Annotated in this window: 17 protein-coding genes; 8 read left to right on the forward strand and 9 right to left on the reverse strand. The window is 44.9% G+C overall.

Features of this window, described 5'->3' with window-relative positions; all coding sequences use genetic code 11:
• Positions 1-173: 173 nt before the first annotated feature.
• The 4 genes from porK to porN all read left to right on the forward strand — a co-directional run bounded on the left by porK (position 174) and on the right by porN (position 5059).
• On the forward strand, positions 174-1304 hold the full coding sequence (porK, locus tag ACYVD4_RS11365; protein WP_460945562.1) for a T9SS ring complex lipoprotein PorK/GldK: 1131 nt from the start codon (positions 174-176) through the stop codon (positions 1302-1304).
• 103 nt (positions 1305-1407) lie between these two features.
• Positions 1408-2220, forward strand: coding sequence for a type IX secretion system motor protein PorL/GldL (gene porL, locus ACYVD4_RS11370; protein ID WP_460945564.1), 813 nt, complete (start codon positions 1408-1410; stop codon positions 2218-2220).
• A gap of 130 nt (positions 2221-2350) precedes the next feature.
• Positions 2351-3937, forward strand: coding sequence for a type IX secretion system motor protein PorM/GldM (gene porM, locus ACYVD4_RS11375; RefSeq protein WP_460945566.1), 1587 nt, complete (start codon positions 2351-2353; stop codon positions 3935-3937).
• A gap of 57 nt (positions 3938-3994) precedes the next feature.
• Positions 3995-5059, forward strand: a complete 1065-nt coding sequence (gene porN, locus ACYVD4_RS11380) for a type IX secretion system ring subunit PorN/GldN (RefSeq protein WP_460945568.1) — start codon at positions 3995-3997, stop codon at positions 5057-5059.
• A gap of 65 nt (positions 5060-5124) precedes the next feature.
• Here porN and uvrC read toward each other — a convergent pair whose 3' ends face one another.
• The 3 genes from uvrC to porW form a co-directional block, all read right to left on the reverse strand.
• Complete coding sequence (gene uvrC, locus ACYVD4_RS11385; protein ID WP_460945570.1) at positions 5125-6933, reverse strand: excinuclease ABC subunit UvrC; 1809 nt, start codon at positions 6931-6933, stop codon at positions 5125-5127.
• Between the two features lie 123 nt (positions 6934-7056).
• Complete coding sequence (locus tag ACYVD4_RS11390) at positions 7057-9414, reverse strand: penicillin-binding protein 1A (RefSeq protein ID WP_460945572.1); 2358 nt, start codon at positions 9412-9414, stop codon at positions 7057-7059.
• Positions 9415-9512: 98 nt separating this feature from the next.
• The gene (gene porW, locus ACYVD4_RS11395) at positions 9513-11759 is read right to left on the reverse strand and encodes a type IX secretion system periplasmic lipoprotein PorW/SprE (RefSeq protein ID WP_460945574.1); all 2247 of its coding nucleotides are present in this window, start codon (positions 11757-11759) and stop codon (positions 9513-9515) included.
• 116 nt (positions 11760-11875) lie between these two features.
• Between porW and ACYVD4_RS11400 the strand changes: the two genes are divergently transcribed.
• Positions 11876-12133: an AtpZ/AtpI family protein gene (locus tag ACYVD4_RS11400; RefSeq protein ID WP_460945576.1), complete on the forward strand. Its 258-nt coding sequence runs from the start codon at positions 11876-11878 to the stop codon at positions 12131-12133.
• Positions 12134-12172: 39 nt separating this feature from the next.
• Here ACYVD4_RS11400 and ACYVD4_RS11405 read toward each other — a convergent pair whose 3' ends face one another.
• From ACYVD4_RS11405 to ACYVD4_RS11430, 6 genes are all read right to left on the reverse strand, one after another.
• Positions 12173-13180, reverse strand: coding sequence for a 3-oxoacyl-ACP synthase III family protein (locus ACYVD4_RS11405; RefSeq protein ID WP_460945578.1), 1008 nt, complete (start codon positions 13178-13180; stop codon positions 12173-12175).
• Positions 13181-13276: 96 nt separating this feature from the next.
• A complete protein-coding gene (gene purS / locus ACYVD4_RS11410) occupies positions 13277-13528 on the reverse strand; it encodes a phosphoribosylformylglycinamidine synthase subunit PurS (RefSeq protein ID WP_460945580.1) in 252 nt (83 codons plus the stop codon).
• 104 nt (positions 13529-13632) lie between these two features.
• Positions 13633-14322, reverse strand: coding sequence for a CDP-diacylglycerol--serine O-phosphatidyltransferase (pssA, locus tag ACYVD4_RS11415; protein WP_460945581.1), 690 nt, complete (start codon positions 14320-14322; stop codon positions 13633-13635).
• Positions 14323-14409: 87 nt separating this feature from the next.
• Positions 14410-15066 (reverse strand): MBL fold metallo-hydrolase, encoded by a 657-nt coding sequence (locus ACYVD4_RS11420; RefSeq protein WP_460945583.1) that lies wholly within the window; start codon positions 15064-15066, stop codon positions 14410-14412.
• A gap of 41 nt (positions 15067-15107) precedes the next feature.
• On the reverse strand, positions 15108-15809 hold the full coding sequence (locus ACYVD4_RS11425) for an SAM-dependent methyltransferase (protein ID WP_460945585.1): 702 nt from the start codon (positions 15807-15809) through the stop codon (positions 15108-15110).
• 6 nt (positions 15810-15815) lie between these two features.
• Positions 15816-16583, reverse strand: coding sequence for an alpha/beta fold hydrolase (locus ACYVD4_RS11430; RefSeq protein WP_460945587.1), 768 nt, complete (start codon positions 16581-16583; stop codon positions 15816-15818).
• Between the two features lie 426 nt (positions 16584-17009).
• On the opposite strand from ACYVD4_RS11430, the gene ACYVD4_RS11435 reads away from it, so the two are divergent.
• From ACYVD4_RS11435 to ACYVD4_RS11445, 3 genes are all read left to right on the forward strand, one after another.
• Complete coding sequence (locus tag ACYVD4_RS11435) at positions 17010-20399, forward strand: TonB-dependent receptor (RefSeq protein ID WP_460945589.1); 3390 nt, start codon at positions 17010-17012, stop codon at positions 20397-20399.
• A 71-nt stretch (positions 20400-20470) separates the two neighbouring features.
• Positions 20471-21340, forward strand: coding sequence for a glycerophosphodiester phosphodiesterase family protein (locus ACYVD4_RS11440; protein ID WP_460945591.1), 870 nt, complete (start codon positions 20471-20473; stop codon positions 21338-21340).
• Positions 21341-21345: 5 nt separating this feature from the next.
• On the forward strand, positions 21346-22593 hold the full coding sequence (locus tag ACYVD4_RS11445) for a ComEC/Rec2 family competence protein (protein WP_460945593.1): 1248 nt from the start codon (positions 21346-21348) through the stop codon (positions 22591-22593).
• The last annotated feature ends 12 nt before the right edge of the window (positions 22594-22605 follow it).

The raw sequence follows: 22605 nt of genomic DNA on the forward strand, positions 1-22605 counted from the left end.
TTTTTGGGAGATAGGCTGTTTTGACGATTAATGACGGTTCGGGCTATGCTCAAAATAAGAGTTATAAAGAATACCGAACAGAAAATAAATTGGAACGAGCATATACATACAATAACCAAACAGATTTTCGTTTTTAGTCTGATCTCGCACAAGAAGAAGGTAAAAGTTCTACAATGATGAAGTATAACTGGTTAATAGTCAACGCAACCCGGGTAGTGATGGTAGCTGCAGTGGTATTGCTTATGCAAGGTTGCGGCTTTCTAAAGTCGAAATTTGGCGGCAAGGGAGGTAAAAATGGCGAAGTAGGCGTTACGAATGGTGAAATTACCGCCACGAAACGTAAAGGCTACTCGCAAACTACGCCTTATGGTATGGTACTGATTCCATCGGGTTCGTTTATCATGGGGCAGGCTGATGAAGACGTAGCAGCCACTCAGATTAACATGAACCGGCAGGTGACCATCAGTTCATTCTACATGGACGATGCCGAAATTTCGAACCATGAATATCGGCAGTATGTAAATGCACTTCTGGCTGACTCAGTTTCGACGCTGGGCGAAGAAGAAATTATGTCGAAATATTATCCTGACACAACAGTTTGGAAAAATGACTTTACCTATCACAATGGTGATCCGATGCTGGAGTACTATTTCTCTCACCCAGCTTTTGATACGTATCCAGTAGTAGGTGTCAGCTGGAAAGGCGCACAGCATTTTAGCCAGTGGCGTACAAATTTGTATAATGATTTCCGGACAAAAGAAGGCCAGTTCAACTCCCCCCGTTTCCGGTTACCATCAGAAGCCGAATGGGAATGGGCCGCACGCGGTGGTAAAAACGGTGCCAAATACCCTTGGGGTAACCCCTACGTAGCAAATGGAAAAGGTTGCTACTTAGCTAACTTCAAACCACAACGTGGTAACTTTGATGCTGACGGCTACCCATATACAGCACCAGCAACAGCTTATAGCCCTAACGACTATGGCTTATACAATATGGCTGGTAATGCGGCAGAGTGGTGTCGCGATGCTTACGCTGACAACTCAAATGCTATTGTGTGGGATATGAACCCAGATAACCAGAACGCTGATGAACCTCGCAAAGTGGTTCGGGGTGGCTCTTGGAAAGATATTGCCTACTACCTCGAAACAGGTACACGCTATTACGAATATGAAGACCAGAAACGTTCATACATCGGTTTCCGTTGTGTAATGGATAACCTCGACGGACGTACCGCTACGGCACGTGGTGGCAAGGTAGGTGGTAGCAAAAGTAAAAGCAGCAAAAAATCAGCGAAGAAAGTATAATAATCAGGCATAGATGAATCGTTTCATTCTGAGACGGCATCTATGCCTGATTTTTGACCATTACCCATACATAGTTCCCTATTCCAACCAACAATCGCTTATCATGGCAGCAAAACAGTCAGAGAGTTTCTTTTGGGATCGCTTAGTTCCTACAATTTATAGTGCTGGTGCAGCCGTCGTTATTTTCGGCGCATGGGCTAAGATTACACACAATGAGCAGTTTGGTTTTATGTTAACAGTTGGTCTGCTGACCGAGGTTGTTATCTTCGCCTTGTACGCTGTTCAAAGCTTTACAAATCCAACAACAGCAGCTAGTGATTACGCCTGGGAACGAGTTTATCCTGAATTAGCTGATGATTTTAAAGGTGAAGCGCGGAAACCTGCCGCTCAGCCAAATGGCCTGACTGCCAATATGGATCAGATGTTGGCGCAGGCAAAAGTTACTCCTGACGTGTTTGAGCGCTTGGGCTCCGGTTTCCGTAACCTGAATGATACCGTATCAAAACTGAGTGATTTGACTGACGCTACAGTAGCTACCAACGATTATGCACGGAACGTAAAATCGGCGGCTGGTTCAATTGGTGAGATGAATAAGTCATATGGTACGGCTATCACGGCAATGAATTCGATGGCTGATGCCACGACCGATGCAAAAGACTATCGCGACCAATTCCAGAAAGTAACTAAAAATATGGGTGCGCTGAACGCCGTTTATGAACTTGAATTACAAGATACGAACAAGCACCTTAAAGCAATGAATGCATTCTATGGCAGTCTTACAGCCGCTATGGAAAACATGAGTGACGCAAGCCGTGATACGCAACAGTTCAAAAACGAACTGGCAAAATTGACAGGTAATCTGGCTTCACTGAATAACGTTTATGGCAGCATGCTGACAGCCATGCGTGGCAACTAAGATTAGTTATGGAGTTGTAAAGTTGTATGATTGTAGAGTTCCTGAATAGGAGCTTTGCCAACGTACGCACACTTTACAACTCTTTAATGTTACAACTTTATAATTCCTTTTATTCATACTACCATAATTTATGGCAGGCTCACATGAGACACCCCGTCAGAAGATGATCGGGATGATGTATCTGGTATTGACCGCAATGTTGGCTTTGCAAGTCACTTCGGCGATTCTGGAAAAATTTGTACTGATTAACAATAGCTTAGAACAATCAACTGGCGCTGTTAGCAAGGTGAACCAGTCGACCTTTGATAATATCCGTGCTACCGTAGAGAAATCAGGAAACCGGGCTACCGATTTGGCCATCGTTAAACAAGCCGACGAAGTGCGGAAATTGACGGCTGATATGGTTGCAGAGGTTGATAAGCTAAAAGAACAAATAGTTGAAGCAGGTGGTGGTCGTGACGAGTCTGGTAATATCAAGAACCTGAGCGAAGAAGAAAAAGTAGCTCAGTTGATGATTGGCACAGCTCGTAATGGCGCTGCTTTCAAATTAAAAGATCAGCTTAATGGATACACCGATAACGTGTCGAAATACGCTGGTACAAAATATGCACCTTTAGCACTAGATGGTAAAGACGATCCAATTGCTAACCGCTCGCCAGAACAACGCCGTAAGGATTTTGCTGAACTAAATTTCGCCCAAACACCTGTCCCAGCCGCTTTAGCCGTACTGAGCCAGAAACAGGCCGATGTTCGTCGTATTGAAGGTGAAGTACTGGACGTACTAGCCAGTAAAGTCGGTGCACAAGACGTTAAGTTCGATAAAATTATTGCTATGCTTAGCATGGATTCTAAAGTTGTGGTAGCCGGTACGAAATTTAAAGGACAAATGTTCCTCGCAGCTTCGTCTTCTGGTATTCAACCGCGCATGAGTTTAAGCGGAGCACCGGTACGTATGCAGGATGGTCTGGGTATTGTCGAATTTACAGCGCAGGGCGGTGCTTATGACAAAAATGGTCTGGCACGCCGGGTTCTCACAGGATCTATTGCTTATCAGACAGCCGCTGGTCTTAAAACTGTTCCGCTATCAGCTGAATATTTCGTGGCTAAGCCATCATATCAGGTAGAGACAGGAACGATGCCTCCGCTGTACTTGGGCTGTGCAAACAAACTGAGTATCCAAAGCCCGCAATTGGGGGCTTTATGGAATCCCAACTTCTCGGCTGATGGCGCTTCGGTTGTGGCCTCGGGCGAGAAAGGAAAGATTACAGTTGTACCTACTTCTAAGAATGTGGCGTTAAATATCAGTAACGCTGGTAGTCTGTTAGGAACTGAACGCTTCAGAGTAAATGTAGTTCCTCGCCCAAGTATAGAAGTTTTTGTGGGCGGAACGCGCGCAAACGATCCACGTGGTGTACCGGTATCTTCGGCACGTAGCGTGCGGATTCAGGCCATAGCTGATCCTAGTTTTGCAGCTTATTCACCAGATGATGCTAATTTCCGGACAACAGGTGCCACGGTATCTCTAGTTAGAGGAACTCGGCGTGTTACGTTTACAACCGTGCCGGCTGGTGGTGGATCTATTACCGGTATTGCTTCCGAAGCACAACCGGGTGATCGACTGATTATCCAGATTGATGGTGTGCAGCGTAGAAATTTCCGGGGTGAAATTAATGATGTACCAATGGGTAGCCCTATTTCACAGGTTTCGCTCTATTAACGTACTAAATAAGTTTGTTAATCGTTAACAACTAAGAATTTACAACAAATAGCAGCCATGAAACAAAAGAGTATGATAGGATATGCTGGTGGTCTGGCCGTAGCATTCCTTGCGCTGACAGGTGGTGAAGTACTGGCTCAGGAAAAAGCAACCAATGGTACGAATCCGAATTCAGTTCGGGGTATCAATGAGAATGACATCATGATGAAGAAAACTCTGTGGCGTCGGGTCGACCTCAAAGAGAAGCAGAATCAATCGATGTTCTCGAAGAATAATGAGATTTCAAAATACCTTTTGGAGGCTGTAAAAGCAGGTTTAATCGATGCCTACACATCAGATTCGTGCACGACAAAGATTACGCCTGAGAAGTTTCACGAAAATCTGTTAGTTCCAAACTCAGGTGGTGGTCTGTCGAAAGAAGAGATTGCCGCTGGCTTTGGAGAAGATAATAAAAATGGTGCCGCTGGTGATGGCTGGGATAAGCCTAAAGCAGATGATAAGAAAAAAGCTGATGATGGTTGGGGAGCACCCAAAAAAGCAGCCGCTAAAGCAGAGCCTGCTGACGATGGTTGGGGAACACCCAAGAAAAAGGCAACAGCCAAGAACGCAAAAGGTAAAAAAGGTAAAGCAGCACCTGTTATTGAGCAGCCTATCGTAGAACCAAAGAAAGATTCGGCTGTTGCAGCCGCTCCTGCTTTCTCGGGTGATGAGTTCTTTCCAAAAGAATTGAACATTCTTGAAATTAAGGAAGACTGGGTATTTGACCGTAAGCGTTCACGTTTGTATTATGATATTCAGACCGTAACGATTGTGTTGCCCGCCGATAGAAACACTGCTGGAGGATACGAAAAGCCAATCGCGTCGTTCAAATACAAAGATCTGGACAAACTGTTCCGTAGTGATCCGAAGAAGTTTATCTGGTACAACCCACAAAACCAGGCACAACACAAAAACTTGGCTGATGCTTTTGATCTACGTTTATTCTATGGACGTATTACGAAAGTGGCAAACCCAGGCGATCAGGATTTAATTGGAATGTATGGTGACCGCGAAGGTCTTCTAAAATCATATCAAACTGAATATGAACTGATGGAGACGGAGCATGGTCTATGGGAGTATTAATAAAAAAAGCGGCTTGAAGGCCGCTTTTTTTATGATCATTTGCCAGCTTTAAAAAAGCTGGCTTTTTATTGCTCAATAGTTTCAAAATACGTTTTCAGCTTCTCAGCCCGATCTTTGCCAACTACTTCGGCAACCTCATCGAACGTAGCTTCGCGAATTTTTTTCACTCCTTTAAAATGCTTGAGGAGCTTAGCCGCTGTTTTCTTACCAATACCCTCTACGTTTTCTAATTCGCTAATCAGACTATTCCTGCTACGTTTATCGCGGTGATACGTAATAGCAAAACGGTGAGCTTCATCGCGAATTCGCTGAATAAGTTTAAGCGATTCCGACTTCTTGTCAATGTAAAGCGGGAGGTTATCTTCAGGAAAATAAATTTCTTCAAGTCGTTTGGCAATCCCAATTATAGGCACTTTACCATACAAATCCATCGCTTTTAATGCGTCGCAAGCGGCACTTAGCTGGCCTTTTCCGCCATCAATTACAATTAAATCCGGCATATCAGTTCCTTCGGTCAGTACGCGAGAATAACGACGCGTAACAACCTCATACATGCTGGCAAAATCATTCGGACCAATAACAGTTTTTATAGAGAAGTGCCGGTATTCCCGGTTAGCTGGTTTTCCTCCAATAAAACAAACCATCGCCGACACTGGATTCGTGCCCTGAATGTTTGAGTTATCAAAGCATTCAATTCGAACAGGTAAGTTTTTTAATTGCAAATCCTGCTTTAATCGAATCAACACACGATCTTTTTTGCTGGCGTTGGCTGTGGCTTCGGCAGCAGTCCGTTCCTGACGTTCACGACGGAAATACAATACATTTTTCAACGACATATCCAGCAGTTTCTTTTTGTCGCCAATCTGTGGTACTGTTACTTCTGCTTTTAGATCAATATCCAACGGAATATTCGTTATGATTTCCTTCGCCTGACTATCGTATTGGCTACGCATTTCAACAATCATCATGGCCAGCAAATCAGGGTCTGTTTCTTCGAGTTTCTTCTTGATTTCGACCGTGTGCGTCTGAACGATTGTACCGTTCACAACACGCATGAAATTAACATAAGCTGCTGATTCATCGGAGGCAATAGAAAAAACATCAGCATCCGCAATTTTGGGGTTAACAACAGTCGATTTACTCTGGAACCGTTGAAGCAGCTCCATCTTTTCTTTATATTTCTGAGCCTGTTCAAACGCTAAATTGCCCGCTGCTTCAATCATACGGGTTTTGAAATACTCCTGAGCAGGTTTCAAATTACCTTTCATGATGTGGTGGATCTGCTCAATATCCTTTTCGTAGTCACTTTCTGTCTGTTTGCCTTCGCAAGGCCCTTTACAATTGCCAATATGATACTCCAGACAAACTTTATACTTTCCGGCGGCTATATTTTCTGGAGCCAGATTATAGTTACAGGTACGTATGGTAAACAGTTGGCTAAACATATCCAAAACCGTATACATAGGCTTCAGATTGGCGAATGGCCCGTAATATTTACCTAGCTTACGGTCGATCTGGCGAGTGGTTAAAACACGTGGAAAGTTTTCGTTTGTGACACAAACAAACGGATACGTTTTGTCGTCACGTAGCAGAATATTGTATTTAGGCTGATACCGTTTTATAAGCTGATTCTCCAGCAAAAGTGCATCAAATTCAGTATGAACAATGGTGAATTCAATTTTTCGAATCTGACTAACCAGACGTAGCGTTTTGCGATCGTGATTTTTGGTGTTGGTAAAGTAACTACTGACTCGATTTTTCAGGTCTTTAGCCTTGCCAACATAAATAACTTCGCCTGATACGTCGAAATAGCGATATACACCCGGCTCGTGCGGCACTTTAACTAATTCCTGTTTGTAGTTGAATTCTGGCATAGTGGCGCCCCAATGAGATGGTCTAACGTAGTAATACTGGCAATTAGGCCAGCATTATAAAACAACGAAAATTCGGGAAAGGTTGCTATGAAAAAGGCCAGCTTTATAGCTGGCCCTCCCTAATTATTGCAAAATTTCATCTTCATCTTCCGGCACTACTTTAGGCGGAACGTAGCGTTGTGTTGAGTCAATATGATAACCGCCACAGTCGATCTGAAAGTTATTTGGTTTGCGGAAAGGCTCTGGGCGATAACTGGTTAACGTTTTATCGGCATAAACCTTTTGCATATACATAGCCCAGGCTGGCATAGCTATGCGCCCACCCTGACCAAGCGAAATATCGCGGAAGTGAATTGGTCGATCATCGCCACCAACCCAAAGCCCAGAAACAAGGTGTTGGGTCATGCCCATAAACCAACCATCGGAATAATTCGACGTAGTACCCGTTTTAGCGGCAATTTCGTTGCCCCCTTCCAGCAGTTTGTATTGAGTACGTAGCCGGATAGCGGTGCCATTCGGTTCTTCAACAGCTCCGCGCATCAAATGCAACATTTCATAGGCCCGATTGGAACTGATGACCTGATTCGCATCGGGGTGAAATTCACGTAATACGTTGCCGTTTTTATCTGTAATTCGCCAAATCATCATCGGTTTAACTCGAATACCTCCATTGGCGAAAGCACAATAGGCAGCTACCATCTCATATACCGATACGTCGCTTGTTCCCAAACAGAGAGTCGGGTCTTCACGCAAATCTTTGCTTTCTATGCCCATCTGGTGAGCATATTTGATTACTTCAGCCGCACGAGTTTTCTTAATCAACTGAGCACTAACCGTATTGATCGACTGGCCTAAGGCTTCGCGCAGAGACAAACTCTGATAACTGTAACGTCCGGTTGAATTTTTAGGCGTCCAGGCTGGGCCATTATTATTGTCCTCACCGTGAGCAAATGTGGTTGGCTGATCAGTTAGATGGCTACAGGGAGTCACAAATCCCTGATCCATAGCTGTCAGATAAACAAACGGCTTAAATGTAGATCCCGGCTGACGGCGGCTTTGACGAACGTGGTCAAATTTCATGTGTTTGAAATTGATACCACCAACCCAGGCTTTTACATGTCCGGTACGTGGGTCCATCGACATAAATCCCGTGTTCAATAATCGCTTGTAATAGCGTATCGAATCTAGCGGACTAAGCGTTGTATCTTTCTCATTTCGTTTACCGCCATATACAAACACTTTCATTTTCAATGGCTTACGCATTTCACGCCAGATGGCCTGCTCATCGCTTCCAAACTCTGTTTTTAACTGTTTATAACGGGAAGTACGTTTCGCTACGTTTGTGATAAAATCAGGTATTTCAACGTATTTCTTGGTACGTGTATCTTTCTTAACCCACGGATTCCGACCGCGCCAGTGCTCGTAAAACTTCTTCTGTTGATCACGCATATTGGCCATTACAGCTTCTTCTGCGTAGGTCTGCATTCTCGAGTCAATAGTTGTATAAATCTTCAGGCCACTGGTATAAAGATCGAGATCGGCACCGGGATTTTCTTCGTTATATTGTTTGATCCAACGTCGTAGGTCGGCGCTGATAACCGAACGAAAATAAGCCCCCATACCCGTATTCTGGTTCTCAACGCTAAAGTCGAGTTTGAGAGGTTTCCGTTTGTAAGCAAAAAACTGCTCTTCGGTCAGGAACTTATATTTCTTCATCTGCGACAGTACTACGTTCCGACGCTCTTTAGTACGTTGCTCAAACAGACGAGGATTGTATAACGTAGGGTTTTTAAGCATCCCGACCAGCATGGCAGCTTCTTCTACGTTCAATTGCCAGGGTTCTTTGCTGAAATAGGTTTTAGCCGCTGTCTTAATCCCATACGTATTGTTCCCAAACGAAACCGTGTTCAGGTACATCATCATGATTTCCTGCTTAGTGTAGTTTCGCTCCAGACGCAAAGCCAGAATCCATTCTTTTGTTTTGGCGATAACCAGACCAAGAATAGGAATATTTCCTAAAGCACCACGTAGCTCTTCCTGACGTGTATCGAACAGGTTTTTGGCGGTTTGTTGCGTTAGCGTACTACCTCCCCCTGAGCTAGACGCATTCCGAAATGTTAGAAAACCGGAAACCGCGCGAAATAGCGAGCGAGGGTCGATGCCTGAGTGTTTAATAAAACGAGCATCTTCGGTAGCCAGCAGTGCCGACGTAACGTTGGGCGAAACCTGCGAAATTTCGATAGGTGTGCGGTTCTCGATATAATACTTACCTAACAACTGCTGGTCGTAGGTGTATACTTCCGAAGCTTCTTCACTTTTCGGATTCTCAAGGGCTTTCAGACTAGGCATACCGCCGAAAAGCCAGAAAAAATTGTAACTGACGGCAACCACGTAAAGGATCAATAACGTGATGCCAAGCAGTGTATATCGCCAGAGGTTTCGGATAATTTTCCGAAAGGGGCCGGACGCAAATTCAATCATTCCAGAGTTTGGGTTTCAAGTTCTAGTGTGTTGTCTGATTTCAGATTTTCGATTAACTACCCTAAAATAGGATGTATAAAATCAGGAACAGTACAAGTTTATTTACGTTTGGCAGTTGCTTGTTCAGCAGCCGTTTGCATTTCTTTAACGCGAGGAAGGAGCTGACTGGCCGGGTAATCGCGCACAAACTCCTTGAGAGCCTGACGATACGCATCCAGCGTTTGCATTTTGCCCACAAGAATAACACGTAACAAAGCCAATTTATCTTCTAATTGAGTACCTGCAAAATTACGTAGCGCATTTTCGGCTTGAGCTAAGGCTTCGGTGTTATTATTGGCTTTGTATAATTCATATATGGTGGTATACGTTTTTTGCGCTTTGGCTTCTGAATCCGTTGTTTGACCAGCGCTACGTCCACTCAGGCGCGCATAAGACGTATTAGGGTACTCTGCTAGGAGTTTTTCTTTCCAGGACGACGATTTTCCTAGTTGCTCGTTCGACAGGTGAAGCAGGTAATAAACTTCGGGTTTTTGTATAGTATTGGGATAACGTGTCAATAACTGCTCGAAGGTAGTAATAGCGTCGGTTGGCTGATTTAGCTGAAGCTTGTAGAGTTTTCCTAATTGGTAAAGTGCATTTTCTAGACGCTGATTGGCAGTTGCCTGTGCATCTTTCGAAAATGGAATTTGACTCCGCATGGCGTCTTTTTGCGATTTTCGAGTAGGAGCAGGGTTGGCTCCGGCAATAGGTGCTACGTCAGACAATTGAATCGGCACATTCGGATTTATTGAATTGGCGGGTGAATTGCCCGAAATCGGATTGTTCTCCGCAGCAATGGCGGCTGATGCTTCTTTGTTACTACGTCGCCAGTTATCTTCAAGTGGGCGGCTACTCCATTTGGTCGTGAATTCCTGCCTGCCCTGACTTAATGAAATCGGATTATATAAAGCCCAGCGTTCGGCAGGTTGGAGATTCGAGTTTGTAGCTCCCGGCACTACGTTGGTTGTCCCATTGGTAGCCTTATCAACAATCTGTTTTGCTAGTTCAGCCTGCGCTTTATCATCTTTTTCGCGTTGGTCAAGCACCTTGTCGAGAAGCTTATTCAGTGCTGCCGAATCGAGCTGGGCCAGATGAAGTAAACTGTCCTGAGTACGTATCGTTGTTTTGTGGAGAACGAATTCATCAAGCGTTTTTTTACGAGCCGCCAACGCTACGTAGTCAGGCGATTGTTTGGGCAACAATGCCAGTGCACTGTCGTAATACGTTTTTGCGCGGTCGTAATTACCTTTCTTGTCATAATATAATTTCCCGATTTCCAGATACGTATAAGGAACCTGCGTGGTATTTGCACCGGCTGCCTGAATCGATTGAGTATAGAGTTGAATCGCTTTATCGACCTTACCGCTACGTGCTTCAAGAAGCCCCATCGTAAAGTAAATCTTATCTTTCAGGTCTTCGTTTTTACGATCTTTAAGCATGCGCTCAAAGGTTTCATTCGATTGCGCCAGCCGTTTCTGATCGCCCGTCAGACCATTACTCTGAATGGCATAAAGGTTAGCGTAAAAAGCCTGATCATACGTTGGCCGTGAGCTAAGGACCTGCCGATATTGATCGACCGCTTTGGCTGGCTGGCCAGCAATATCATACAATTGCCCAGCAATCAGGTGCAAGCGAGCCTTTGCTTCCCCTTTTTTCAGCACAGGGAACGTAGCTTCCAGAATACCTACGGCCGTAGCGTATTCGCCCTGACGTTCATGCAGATACGCTTTGGTAAGATAGAAATCGCGGGTGTTTGCTTTATTGAGAGGTTGCGTTCGAAGAAATTCTGCTACGTTCAGGGCGTTTGTATAGTCACGCGCTTCTACATACGCCCGCATCAGACCCACAAGTGCTACGTGTTTATCGTTTTCGTTCGTCCCCTTCGTATTGACGTATTTGAATACCTCGATCGCATTTGGTAAGTCCTGTTTCAGCAATCGCGCCCGGCCAATGAGGTTGTAAGCATCATCGAGCCATTTACTATTCTGGTGTCGTTCGGGAATGAGCGAGGCTTTTTTTATGGCATCGTCAATTTGCGGTTTTACCGACGAAATGGCATTAGAATCGACCGGGAGAAGAATCGGCAGTAATTGGCTGTAATTTTCCTGACGGGTTTTAAACAGAATCTGTTCAGCCTCGTTAATCTGATCGCGGGCAATAACGTAGGCGTTGTAGTGAGCGGTCAGGTTATGATAACCTTTACTAAGCGGCTTTGTACTATATTGAGAGCACGACGTCAATATGTCGGCCAATAAAATAAAGGTCGCAAGGAGTAAGAATGGATGTTTACGAAAACTGCAGGACATTCGGAGATTACGCGTAGTCGCTCGTATTAAAACGTCTCAGGCCGCTCTGACAATATGGAACGTTTGGCCAAATTAACGAATTTTATAGGCCATATTGTATTTACTGCCTTAATTCTATGGAAAATAGCCCTGAAAGCCCTGATCCGAACAGCGATCAAAAGAATTTATTGAAGAAAACTACTGAACGGACTACGTCGTTTGTGCAGTTCAGTGGCATTGCATTTCAGATGCTTGGTACAATTGGGCTGGGTGTCTGGGGCGGAATGAAAATTGACGAATGGCAGCAAAATCAACGGCCCATCTGGACTATTGTGCTAGCACTTACGGCAATAGGTGCATCGTTGTATCTTTTTATTCGCCAGTTGACCAGATAGAGACAGGGCATACCTGTCTCTACATAGATCTGCGTTATTTTACCACTTAAGCAATGCCGATGCCCAGGTGAATCCACTTCCGAAGGCTGCCAGGCAAATTAGATCGCCTGGTTGAACTCGTCCTTGCTCATAGGCTTCGGTTAAGGCAATGGGTATAGATGCTGCTGTTGTATTGCCGTAATGCTGAATATTATTGAAAACTTTCTCTTCGGGCAGGTTCATCTGCTGACGAACATATTCCGAAATCCGAATATTAGCCTGATGAGGTACCAGCAACGATAAATCGCTGGCACTGTACCCATTTGCTTCCAGACTTTCGTTAATAACTTCCATGAACCGGACAACGGCATGTTTGAAAACCGTATTTCCGTTCATCGTTACGTTGTAATTTCCTTCAGCTAAGGTTTTTTCATCAATCCAACGCCCATCGCGACTACTTCCCGGATCGCGAACGTAAAGTTCTTCGGCATGACGACCGTCGGCATGGAGGTGTGTCGATAAAATACGATGTTCAGGATCGGTAGTTGCCTGTAAGACGGCCGCGCCAGCGCCATCGCCGAAAATAACGGCCACGCCACGGCCTTCGTTACTCTTGTTTAGGAATGTTGACTGAATCTCTGAACCAACCACCAGAATGGTTTTATACATTCCTGTTTTGATAAACTGGTCGGCAATAGATAGCGCATACACAAACCCTGAGCACTGGTTTCGAATGTCGATAACGCCAACACCCTCAATTCCTAGTTCGCGTTGCATCAGAAACGCAGAACCGGGAAAATAGTAGTCGGGCGTAATTGTAGCATAAACAATCAGGTCAACGTCGGAAGGCGCTACGTTAGCACGATCGAGCGCCATCCACGAAGCTGCCGTTGCCATACTGGCATTGGTATCTTTGCCGTAAGTGAAATACCGACGTTGTTTAATACCCGTCCGTTCCTGAATCCAGGCATCGGAGGTATCCATATATTGGGTCAGATCCTGGTTTGTGACAACATTTTCGGGAACGTAGTACCCTAACCCTTTTATGCTTGAATAAACCGTGCTCATTGATTACGTAGAAAGTAAGAAACGAAAATAGTACTTTTTGTAGATGGTATAGGCATCAAAAATGAATTGTACTATTTAAGCTAATCAGACAACTGCTTAAGCTGCGTGTAACTCAAAGGAATATTCTTCCATAATAAGATTGGCCAGCAACTGTTTGCAGGCTGAATCGACGGTTGAACGCGCCTGATCCTCACTATCGGCCTCAACTTCGAGCCGGATATGTTTGCCAATACGAACGTTGTCTATATTGTCCATCTGGAGGTTGTGAAGTCCAAGCTTAACAGCTTTTCCCTGCGGGTCCAGAATTTCCGAGCGGGTCATGATATTGATCTCAGCGATGTATTTCATAGATATGGAAAGAGTGAAAGAGTGAATGAGTGAAATCGGACCGCCGATGCGGAGCGACTAGCCTGCCGAATGGTACTCGCTCCGCATCGGCGGTCCGATTTCACTCATTCGCTCATTCGCTCTTTAGAAAATAGTGAAACAAGAATGTACAGAAGAATAATTAATGGAATGGCTGCGAACTGCAAAAATAACAGGAGCAGTACAGAAGCCAGCAGAAAACTGTATTTAATCCGATTTTCGGCCCAACCGAACGACTTGAACTTGAGGGCAAAAAGCGGAATTTCAGCCACCATCATAAACGAGAAGGCGATCATCATGCCTAGTGCTACGTCATTTTTCCAGAGGCTATCGAACTGAGGCTGATAGCGTTCCATAAGTGGAAATGCGGCAATAAACAACGTATTGGCTGGCGTTGGTACGCCAATAAACTGATCGCTTTGCCGGGTATCGATGTTGAACTTGGCCAAACGTAGCGCCGATAAAACCGCAATCAGAAACGCACCGTATGAAATATCCCCTAATCCCTGAAACCAGCAGAGTTGAAATACCATAGTGGCTGGCAACACACCGAACGTAACAACATCGGCTAGCGAGTCGAGTTCTTTACCAAATGGCCCCGATACCTTTACTAAACGTGCCACAAACCCATCGCCAAAGTCAAGAACAGCGGCTATACCAATTAGCCATGCCGCCGTATCCAGATGACCACGTAGCGTCATAACCAGACCAATGCACCCGCAAAGCAAATTGCCGCAGGTCATAGCATTCGGAAGATGTTTTAGTAAGTTTCTCAATGATAAGTGATGAACGATAAGAGATAAACGATGAGTGATAAGTTTGCTGACACCAGCGTTTATTGAGTGCGTCAGCAAACTTATCACTCATCGTTTATCACTTATCACTCCTTTAATAAATGGATTAGTCCGTTTTTCGTGTCCAATTGTGGTTGTTTCCATATGACCTGGATATACTACGTAGTCGTCGGGCAAGGTATAAAACTGAGTTCGTATGCTGTTCATCAGATCGTCATGATTGCAGTACGGAAAATCCGTTCGGCCAACACTTCCCCGAAATAACACATCGCCACCAACAACGTAGCGTTCGGCGTGATTGACAAATGCTACGTGTCCGGGTGCATGACCGGGCACAAAGATTATATCCAGCACCGTATTCCCAAACCGAAATTGCTCGCCTTCGGTTAAAAAGGCATCAATTTCGGAAGGTTCATAACCACGTAGTCCATAAAGTATGCAACGCGTTGGTACGTCGTTATAAATGACCATATCGCGCTCATGTAAATACGCTTTAGCGCCAAACTTGCGTTTAACGTAGGCAACGCCAAATACATGGTCGAGGTGCGAATGTGTTAAAAGCAAGTACTTGACGGTAAGCTTATTCGTCTCGATAAATCGGCTCAGTGTTTCCTTCTCGGCCTGCTCATAACAACCAGGGTCAATAATGACTGCCTCGTTGGTTGCATCATCAGCAATTACGTAAGTATTTTCCTGAAAAGGAGAAAAAGTGAAGGCGTGAACCATAACGTAGTAGCGACAGAGCGTGAATGTTCCTGTCTAAAATTTTACAAAAGTAGAAAGACCGTTGGCTTTTTACGCAAGTCAGGTACCTGGGTTTTCCATTCCCGTATGGTTAATGTCCGTATAAACGCATCGGGGGCTGTTATATTACAAGCTACGCACAGGCGCGTATTGGCCTGACAACTGGTCAGAATATCGGCAAAAAGCGCATCGTTTCGGTAGGGCGTTTCCATGAAAATCTGGGTTTGCTGCTTTTGTTGCGCTTCGCTTTCCAGATGACGTAGCGAACGGATACGGTCTTGCTTTTCGATGGGTAAGTAGCCGTGAAACACAAACGATTGGCCACTCATGCCCGACGCCATTAGCGCTAATAATATAGCCGATGGCCCAACTAATGGCTCCACGCGCCACCCCAACGTATGGGCCATACTGACTAACGTAGCACCCGGATCGGCCACACCAGGACAACCCGCTTCAGACAGGACTCCAGCGTTACGTTTCCGCTCCATCAACTCCTGAATCTGTCGACGCGTTTCGGTAGGGGGAGTGTCTTTGTTGAGGTCGAAGAACGTAGTATCGTCAATAACCCGACTAGTTTTCAGGCCGCTGATAAATCGTCTTGCCGACCGGGTATTCTCAACAAAATAAGTATCTGTTGTTTCAATAACCTCCCGAATTCGGGAAGGTAAAACCTGCGCGAACGTATCATCGGCCAGTAATGTAGGAATCAGAAAAAGTGTTGGCATAACTGGTTACTGCACAAATTTCATAAGAACGTCAACAAACTCAGTTGGTTTTTCGGCCTGCACCCAGTGACCCGCTCCGTCAATGGTTTCGATTTTGGCGTTTGGGAAGATACGTTTAATTGTCGAAACATCTTCATCCATAATATAAGGCGATTTTTGCCCTCTAATAAACAGGGTAGGCTCAGTAATGGTACGTGGATTGGTCAGTTCTTCGCCAATGCCATGTAACTCCCGTTCAATTACGGGCAGGTTCAGGCGCCAGGCGAACTCGCCCTGTTCATCGCGATAAAGATTTTTAAGCAGAAACTGACGTACTGCCAGAATTGGCTCATATTTACTGAGTATTGCGTCAGCATCGCCACGACTTTTGATTTTCGTCAGATCGATAGCGTTTAACCCACGTATCAGTTCGGCATGATGAACGGGGTAAAATTTGGGGGCAATGTCGACAATGACCAATTTTTGATACGTTTCAGGATATAGCATGGCATACTGCATCACCGCTTTGCCACCCATTGAATGCCCAATCAGAATAGGTGCGTCAAGCTTGTGGTCGATAAGAAATTCATGTAAATCGGCGGCCATTGTCTGGTAATCGTGATCATCAGCACGCGGGGACTGCCCGTGATTTCGCTGATCAAGTAAATACACCTGATATCCTTGTGCCGCAATTGATTTACTGATCGTAAGCCAGTTGTCGGACGAACCAAAGACACCATGAAGAATAACAATGGCCGGACCTGTATCGCCGACTTGACGGAAGAAAAGTTTCATAAAGTAGATATCAACTAAATATGATAGCCAGCAATCGGTGGCGAAGCAATGTCAGCACAGCTATCGTGATTGGTCGGACAAAGATAAAAACCGTCAGTAGTACCACTATAAAATGTGTTAATAAATAGCATTAATAAGATTGGTTGTTATGGTAATTTGAATTTATGTATACTAAGATAGTTTTATGAGTTACTATATTTGTAACTCGCTAGAACTTAGTTAATAATATCGTAATACAGTATTATAGAACCTAAACATCCTTAAATTGGGTTATTTGTAGAATTTTGTCGATACATACGTATATAGTGGTACTTTTTAAAGATAAACCTCTTTTGCGGCTCAAAAAAAATAAGCATATTTGTCTCTGAGAATTTCTCAGAATAAAAAAGGGTCTTAACAAGACTACTAACCAAATCAAACACTTCTATGTCAAAAAAATTACTGCAATTTCGAGTAGCTCTTGTGCTGATCGGCAGTATGCTGTTTGCTACGTTCGCTGGAACCGTAGCCGTAGCGCAGGTAACAACCTCGGTTATTAACGGTCTTGTGTCCGATGATAAAGGAGCAGGTTTGCCTGGTGCTACAGTCATCGCTATTCACGAACCATCGGGTAGCCGATATGGTACAACAACGAACGCATCGGGGCGGTATACGCTGCCGGGTGTTCGGGTAGGTGGACCCTTTAAAATTACGTCAACGTATGTTGGTTTTAAAGATCAGGTAGTTGACGGTGTATTTACGAACCTCGGTACATCTGCCGACGTAAACTTCAAGATGGTTGATAATAGCACAGCTTTATCGGAAGTTGTTGTTTCTGGTAACCGGAACGGTATTATTAGCTCTAACCGCACAGGGGCTGCTGCTTCTTACGGTCGTGAAACCATCAACACGATTCCTACGCTTGGCCGTACGATCAATGACGTTACCAAATACAATGCGTATGGCAATGGTCAGTCTTTTGGTGGTCAGGATGCTCGTTTCAACAACATCACGATTGATGGAGCGGTTTTCAACAACGGTTTCGGTCTGGGCTCTTCAGCTATTGCTGGTGGTCGGACAGGTACAACTGCCGTTTCGCTTGATGCTCTTGACGAAATTCAGTTGAACGTAGCACCTTATGACGTACGTCAGACCGGTTTTACAGGCGCTGGTATCAACGCTGTTACGCGCTCTGGAACGAACGATTTCTCTGGCTCAGTTTACTACCTGTTTAGAAATAACAGTCTGGCTGGTAAAAAAGCTGATGGCCGGGATTTACCTCCTGTTACGATTGATCAAAAAACACAGGGTTTCCGTATCGGTGGCCCGATCATCAAAAATAAACTGTTCTTCTTCGCTAACGTAGAACAATACAAAAGCAGCGTTCCTGCTCTGGATTATTCAGCCAACCGGGGTGCAGGTAGCACAGGTAACGTATCACGCGTAACGATTGAAGATCTGGACGATATTACTACGTTCATGAAAACAAACTTCAACCGTGATTTGGGTGCTCCTGATAATTACAACAATGAGGTTAAAAGTATCAAAGCGCTGTTACGTCTCGACTGGAACATCAACGATAACCACAAACTGGCGATTCGGTACTCACACCATGATTCGCAGTCTGACCAATCGATCAGCAACAGTAACAGTAGTGGGACGGCCGGTTTTGGTAACCGGGCAGGTTATTCTTCATCGGGTTATGCTGGTAACTTAGCTTTGTCTCCTCGAAACACAGGCTACATCATTGCCGATAACACTCGTTCGATTGCTGCTGAATTAAACTCGACCTTCGGCGGTAAATTTGCTAACAAACTGGTTGTTACGTATAACAAACAGGTTGAAGACAGAACCTACATGACCGATGTTTTCCCAACGATTGATATTTTGAAGGATAACACGACCTACATGTCGGTTGGTTTTGACCCATTTACGCCAAACAACAAGCTGAACTATTCTACGTTGAACGTAACGGATAACTTCAGCTACTTCGCTGGTAATCATACGTTGACGTTTGGTTTGTCTTACGAAAAATATACATCGAACAACGTATTTTTCCCAGCGTCGAACGGTGTGTACGTATATAACTCGATCGCTGATTTTAAAACAGCAGCTCTGGCTTCTCTTAGTGCTAATCCTCCTACTACGTCGCCAGTACCAGTACGTCAGTATAACCTACGTTATTCACTTCTTGATGGTGGTGTTGAGCCACTACAAACTCTACATAGAAGCACCTATAGTGCCTATGTTCAGGATGAATTTCAGGTTAAGCCAAACTTTAAGCTGACCGCAGGTGTACGGGCTGATATCTTTGCCTATGACAATTCAACGGCTTCTGCCTTCAACAACCCGGTTGTAGCTCGTCAGATTTATAAAGATGAAAACGGTCAGGATTATAGACTGAACACAGGTGCATTTCCGAAAGCTCGTCTGCTTGTTTCGCCACGTATTGGATTCAACTGGGACGTGAAAGGTGATAAAATGACCCAGATTCGTGGTGGTAGTGGTATTTTCGTATCGCGTATTCCTGAGGTTCTGGTATCTAACCAGTTAGGTAACAATGGTGTAAACACCGCCCTAATTAGCTTCCAGAATACCACCGCTTATCCATTTGTAACAGATCCAAGTAAGCTTCCTACTGCTGTAAAACCTGTTGTATCGAATGTTGAAAGCATCACCGGTTATGCAGTTAACGCTACAGATCCTGAATTGAAATACCCAATGGTTTGGAAAACGAACTTGGCGGTTGACCAACGTTTGCCATGGGGATTGATTGGAACAGTAGAGGTTATCTATAACAAAACGCTGCAGGCCCTACGTTATATCGATGCTAACCTAAAAGCGCCAACACGTCAGTTGGCTGGCGGTAGCGATACTCGTAGCCTCTTCCCTGCGGCAGGTGTAACGGGTAGCGCGGCTATCAACACAGCTCGATTCATCAATTACCCGTATAATACCAATGCTTTCGTTCTGAAAAATACAAACGAAGGTAACTCGTATACGTTCACGGGTAAATTGGAAAAGCCTGCAACCAATGGCTTTGGTGGAATGTTGGCTTATACGTATGGTTTGGCTAGAGACCTTCAGTCGGTTGGTAGTACAGTTGTAGGTAACGCCCCAACAGTTTATGGTCAAAACTACCTGAATGTTTCTTTTGGCGATAACGACCTGCGTCACCGGATTATCGGTTATGCAAACTATCGTTTGAACTACGGTGGCAAGTTCGGTGGCTCGACCACCTTCACGCTTGGTATGCAGTCGACCAGTGGTTATAAAGTATCGTACATTGTTGGTGGTGACCTGAACCAGGATGGTCAGACGTCAAATGACCTGTTATTTGTACCAGCCGCGGCATCGTCAACGAACTTTGCTTCATTAACCGTTGGCTCAGGTGCTGCCGCAGTTGTTTACACACCAGAGCAACAACAGGCTGCTTTCGAATCGTATATTCAGAACAACGATTATCTGAAAACTCGCCGTGGCCAATATGCTGAACGTAACGGTGGTTTTGCTCCATGGCTAACTCGTTTCGACTTCACCGCTATTCAGGAATTCTACATTCGTGTTGGAGCTAAAGGAACCAAGCACACGCTTCAGTTCCGTGCTGATATTCTTAACGTAGGTAACCTGCTGAATAACAAATGGGGTGTAGGCTGGGTATCTACATCGGCTAGCCCATTGTCGCTGGTTAGCGTTAACGCTGCGGGTGTTCCAACGTATCGTCTGGGAACTCAAACAATTAATGGCAGAGCGGGCCTAATTCAGGATTCGTTCGTGAAAAGTGTAACAATCGATAACGTTTGGCAGGCTCAGCTTGGCGCCCGTTACTCATTCTAAACGTAATAGAAAGTGTTTTGCAAAAATCCCCGCATCGTTTATGTGGGGATTTTTGTTTTTTGGTTTGTATCATGAGAAAGTCAGTTTTTGTTTACCTGTTTTTTCTGTTCGGGAGCCAGAGTATGGCTCAACAGATTGATCGTTTTCGTGAAACGCAGACACTGGATGAGTTTTTTGAGTATACCCCAAACCGTAAGCGACCTCTTATTCTCGCCCATCGCGGTGGGCCGGGGCAAGGTGATACGGAAAACTCCATTACTACGTTCGATAAAACGGCTAAAGATCTGCCCGACGCCATTATTGAAATGGATGTGCGAATGACCAAAGACAGCACGCTCGTTCTGCTCCACGATGCTACGTTGGATCGGGAGTCGGATGCGAAAGGGAACGTAACAGAATGGACATCCGATAATCTGAAGAAAGTTCGACTTAAAACATTGTCCGGCCAGCTAACCGATGAGCCAATTCCTACTTTCGCCGACGTATTAAACTGGAATCAAAATCGCTACGTACTGGCCCTGGATGTAAAGCCTGGGACTGATTTGGGACGAACGATGAAGATGGTGCAGAAATATCAGGCCGAACATTCGGTGTTTGTCATTTGCTATTCACCTGCCGAGGCCCAGCGAATGCGCGACCAATACCCAACGCTCTGGCTGGCGTTAGGCGTGAACAGCATGGCCGATCTGGACCGTTTCGAACAAAATCCACTTGTAAAGCAAGGACGTTTAGTCGCTTTAACTCCTCAGGTACTTCAGCCAACATCGTTTTATGAACGACTGCATAAACTAGGCATTCTCAGTTCTGTTGGTACGTATGGAACCGGTCAGTTAGACGAAAAACCAATGGCCGAAGCTGGTACTGGTTATAAGAAAATCGTCAAGCAGGGAGGTGATATTCTGACCACAGATCGTCCGCAGGAAGTAAACGCTTTGTTCTAATGATTATGATTCGTTTCCTAATTCTTGCGTTACTGCTGTATTCGTTAAGTGTAAAAGCGCAACAGACGGGCAGTACGTTGCCAAACTGGGAGGAAGGACAGCTCGATATTTATCACATCAATACGGGTCAGGGAAATGCTACGTTTGCTATCCTGCCCGATGGTACTACGTTGCTAGTTGACGCTGGAGCCATTAACTCGCTTGACTGGCGCATCAACAAACCCCGAAATATTCCTACTAAACCAGACAACACACGGCAGGCTGGCGAATGGATTGCGCGTTACATCCGTAATACGTTACGTTTTCAGAAAAATCCCGTTATCGACTATGCCATGATTACGCATTTTCACGACGATCATATGGGAACACCGCTGAACGTAACGAAGCGTTCTGATGGCGGATACGTAGCGAGTGGTATTACCGAAGTTGCCGATTATATCCCGATTCGAAAAATAATTGACCGTGGCTGGCCTGATTACACGTATCCGCGCCCATTTACGGCCGATTCGATGGTTAGCAATTATCGTCAGTTTTTGAAGTGGCAAATAGCGAATAACAACGTAGCGGTGGAGCGCTTTCAGGCCGGACGTAGCGATCAGATTGTGTTACGTCGCAAAGCAGCAACGTATCAGCAACAGTTTGACATTAGAAACCTCGCAGTCAACGGCAAAATCTGGACAGGGAAAGGAAGCGAAACACAGGCTATTTTTCCCGATTTAAGTACATTGAAACCGGCTGAATATCCGAACGAAAATATGTGCAGTATCGTCTTTCTGCTACGTTATGGCGACTTTACTTATTTTTCGGGGGGCGATATTCAGGGCGTTCTCCAATTTGGTGCACCAGCCTGGCATGATGTTGAAACGCCAATTGCCAAAATATCAGGGCCTGTCGATGTTCATTTGCTGAATCATCATGGCTATCCGGATTCAGAAAATGGAACACTGCTGGCTAGTTTGCGTCCTCGCGTGCTGGTGATTCCGGCCTGGGCATCATCGCACCCCGGCCGTGATGTATTGGAACGGGTTTTTTCTAATCAGAGCTACAAAGGCCCACGAGATGTGTTTGCGATTAATTTGCTCAATGAAGCAAAACCACCTATTCAGGATTTGTTACCCCGTTTGAAAAGTGAATCCGGGCACGTAGTGATACGTGTCGATAAAGGCGGGAAAACGTATCGCGTGCTGATTCTAGACGATACCAACGAATCATTTAAAATTAAGGCTGTACACGGACCTTATTCAGCACGCTAAATAAACGAATAA

Source organism: Spirosoma daeguense (assembly GCF_054776875.1).

Excerpts from the sequence above, each read along its gene's own strand:
- porK (WP_460945562.1), top strand. The coding sequence starts at position 174 with ATGATGAAGTATAACTGGTTAATAGTCAACGCAACCCGGGTAGTGATG.
- porL (WP_460945564.1), top strand. The coding sequence starts at position 1,408 with ATGGCAGCAAAACAGTCAGAGAGTTTCTTTTGGGATCGCTTAGTTCCT.
- porM (WP_460945566.1), top strand. The coding sequence starts at position 2,351 with ATGGCAGGCTCACATGAGACACCCCGTCAGAAGATGATCGGGATGATG.
- porN (WP_460945568.1), top strand. The coding sequence starts at position 3,995 with ATGAAACAAAAGAGTATGATAGGATATGCTGGTGGTCTGGCCGTAGCA.
- uvrC (WP_460945570.1), bottom strand. The coding sequence starts at position 6,933 with ATGCCAGAATTCAACTACAAACAGGAATTAGTTAAAGTGCCGCACGAG.
- ACYVD4_RS11390 (WP_460945572.1), bottom strand. The coding sequence starts at position 9,414 with ATGATTGAATTTGCGTCCGGCCCCTTTCGGAAAATTATCCGAAACCTC.
- porW (WP_460945574.1), bottom strand. The coding sequence starts at position 11,759 with ATGTCCTGCAGTTTTCGTAAACATCCATTCTTACTCCTTGCGACCTTT.
- ACYVD4_RS11400 (WP_460945576.1), top strand. The coding sequence starts at position 11,876 with ATGGAAAATAGCCCTGAAAGCCCTGATCCGAACAGCGATCAAAAGAAT.
- ACYVD4_RS11405 (WP_460945578.1), bottom strand. The coding sequence starts at position 13,180 with ATGAGCACGGTTTATTCAAGCATAAAAGGGTTAGGGTACTACGTTCCC.
- purS (WP_460945580.1), bottom strand. The coding sequence starts at position 13,528 with ATGAAATACATCGCTGAGATCAATATCATGACCCGCTCGGAAATTCTG.
- ACYVD4_RS11420 (WP_460945583.1), bottom strand. The coding sequence starts at position 15,066 with ATGGTTCACGCCTTCACTTTTTCTCCTTTTCAGGAAAATACTTACGTA.
- ACYVD4_RS11425 (WP_460945585.1), bottom strand. The coding sequence starts at position 15,809 with ATGCCAACACTTTTTCTGATTCCTACATTACTGGCCGATGATACGTTC.
- ACYVD4_RS11430 (WP_460945587.1), bottom strand. The coding sequence starts at position 16,583 with ATGAAACTTTTCTTCCGTCAAGTCGGCGATACAGGTCCGGCCATTGTT.
- ACYVD4_RS11435 (WP_460945589.1), top strand. The coding sequence starts at position 17,010 with ATGTCAAAAAAATTACTGCAATTTCGAGTAGCTCTTGTGCTGATCGGC.
- ACYVD4_RS11440 (WP_460945591.1), top strand. The coding sequence starts at position 20,471 with ATGAGAAAGTCAGTTTTTGTTTACCTGTTTTTTCTGTTCGGGAGCCAG.
- ACYVD4_RS11445 (WP_460945593.1), top strand. The coding sequence starts at position 21,346 with ATGATTCGTTTCCTAATTCTTGCGTTACTGCTGTATTCGTTAAGTGTA.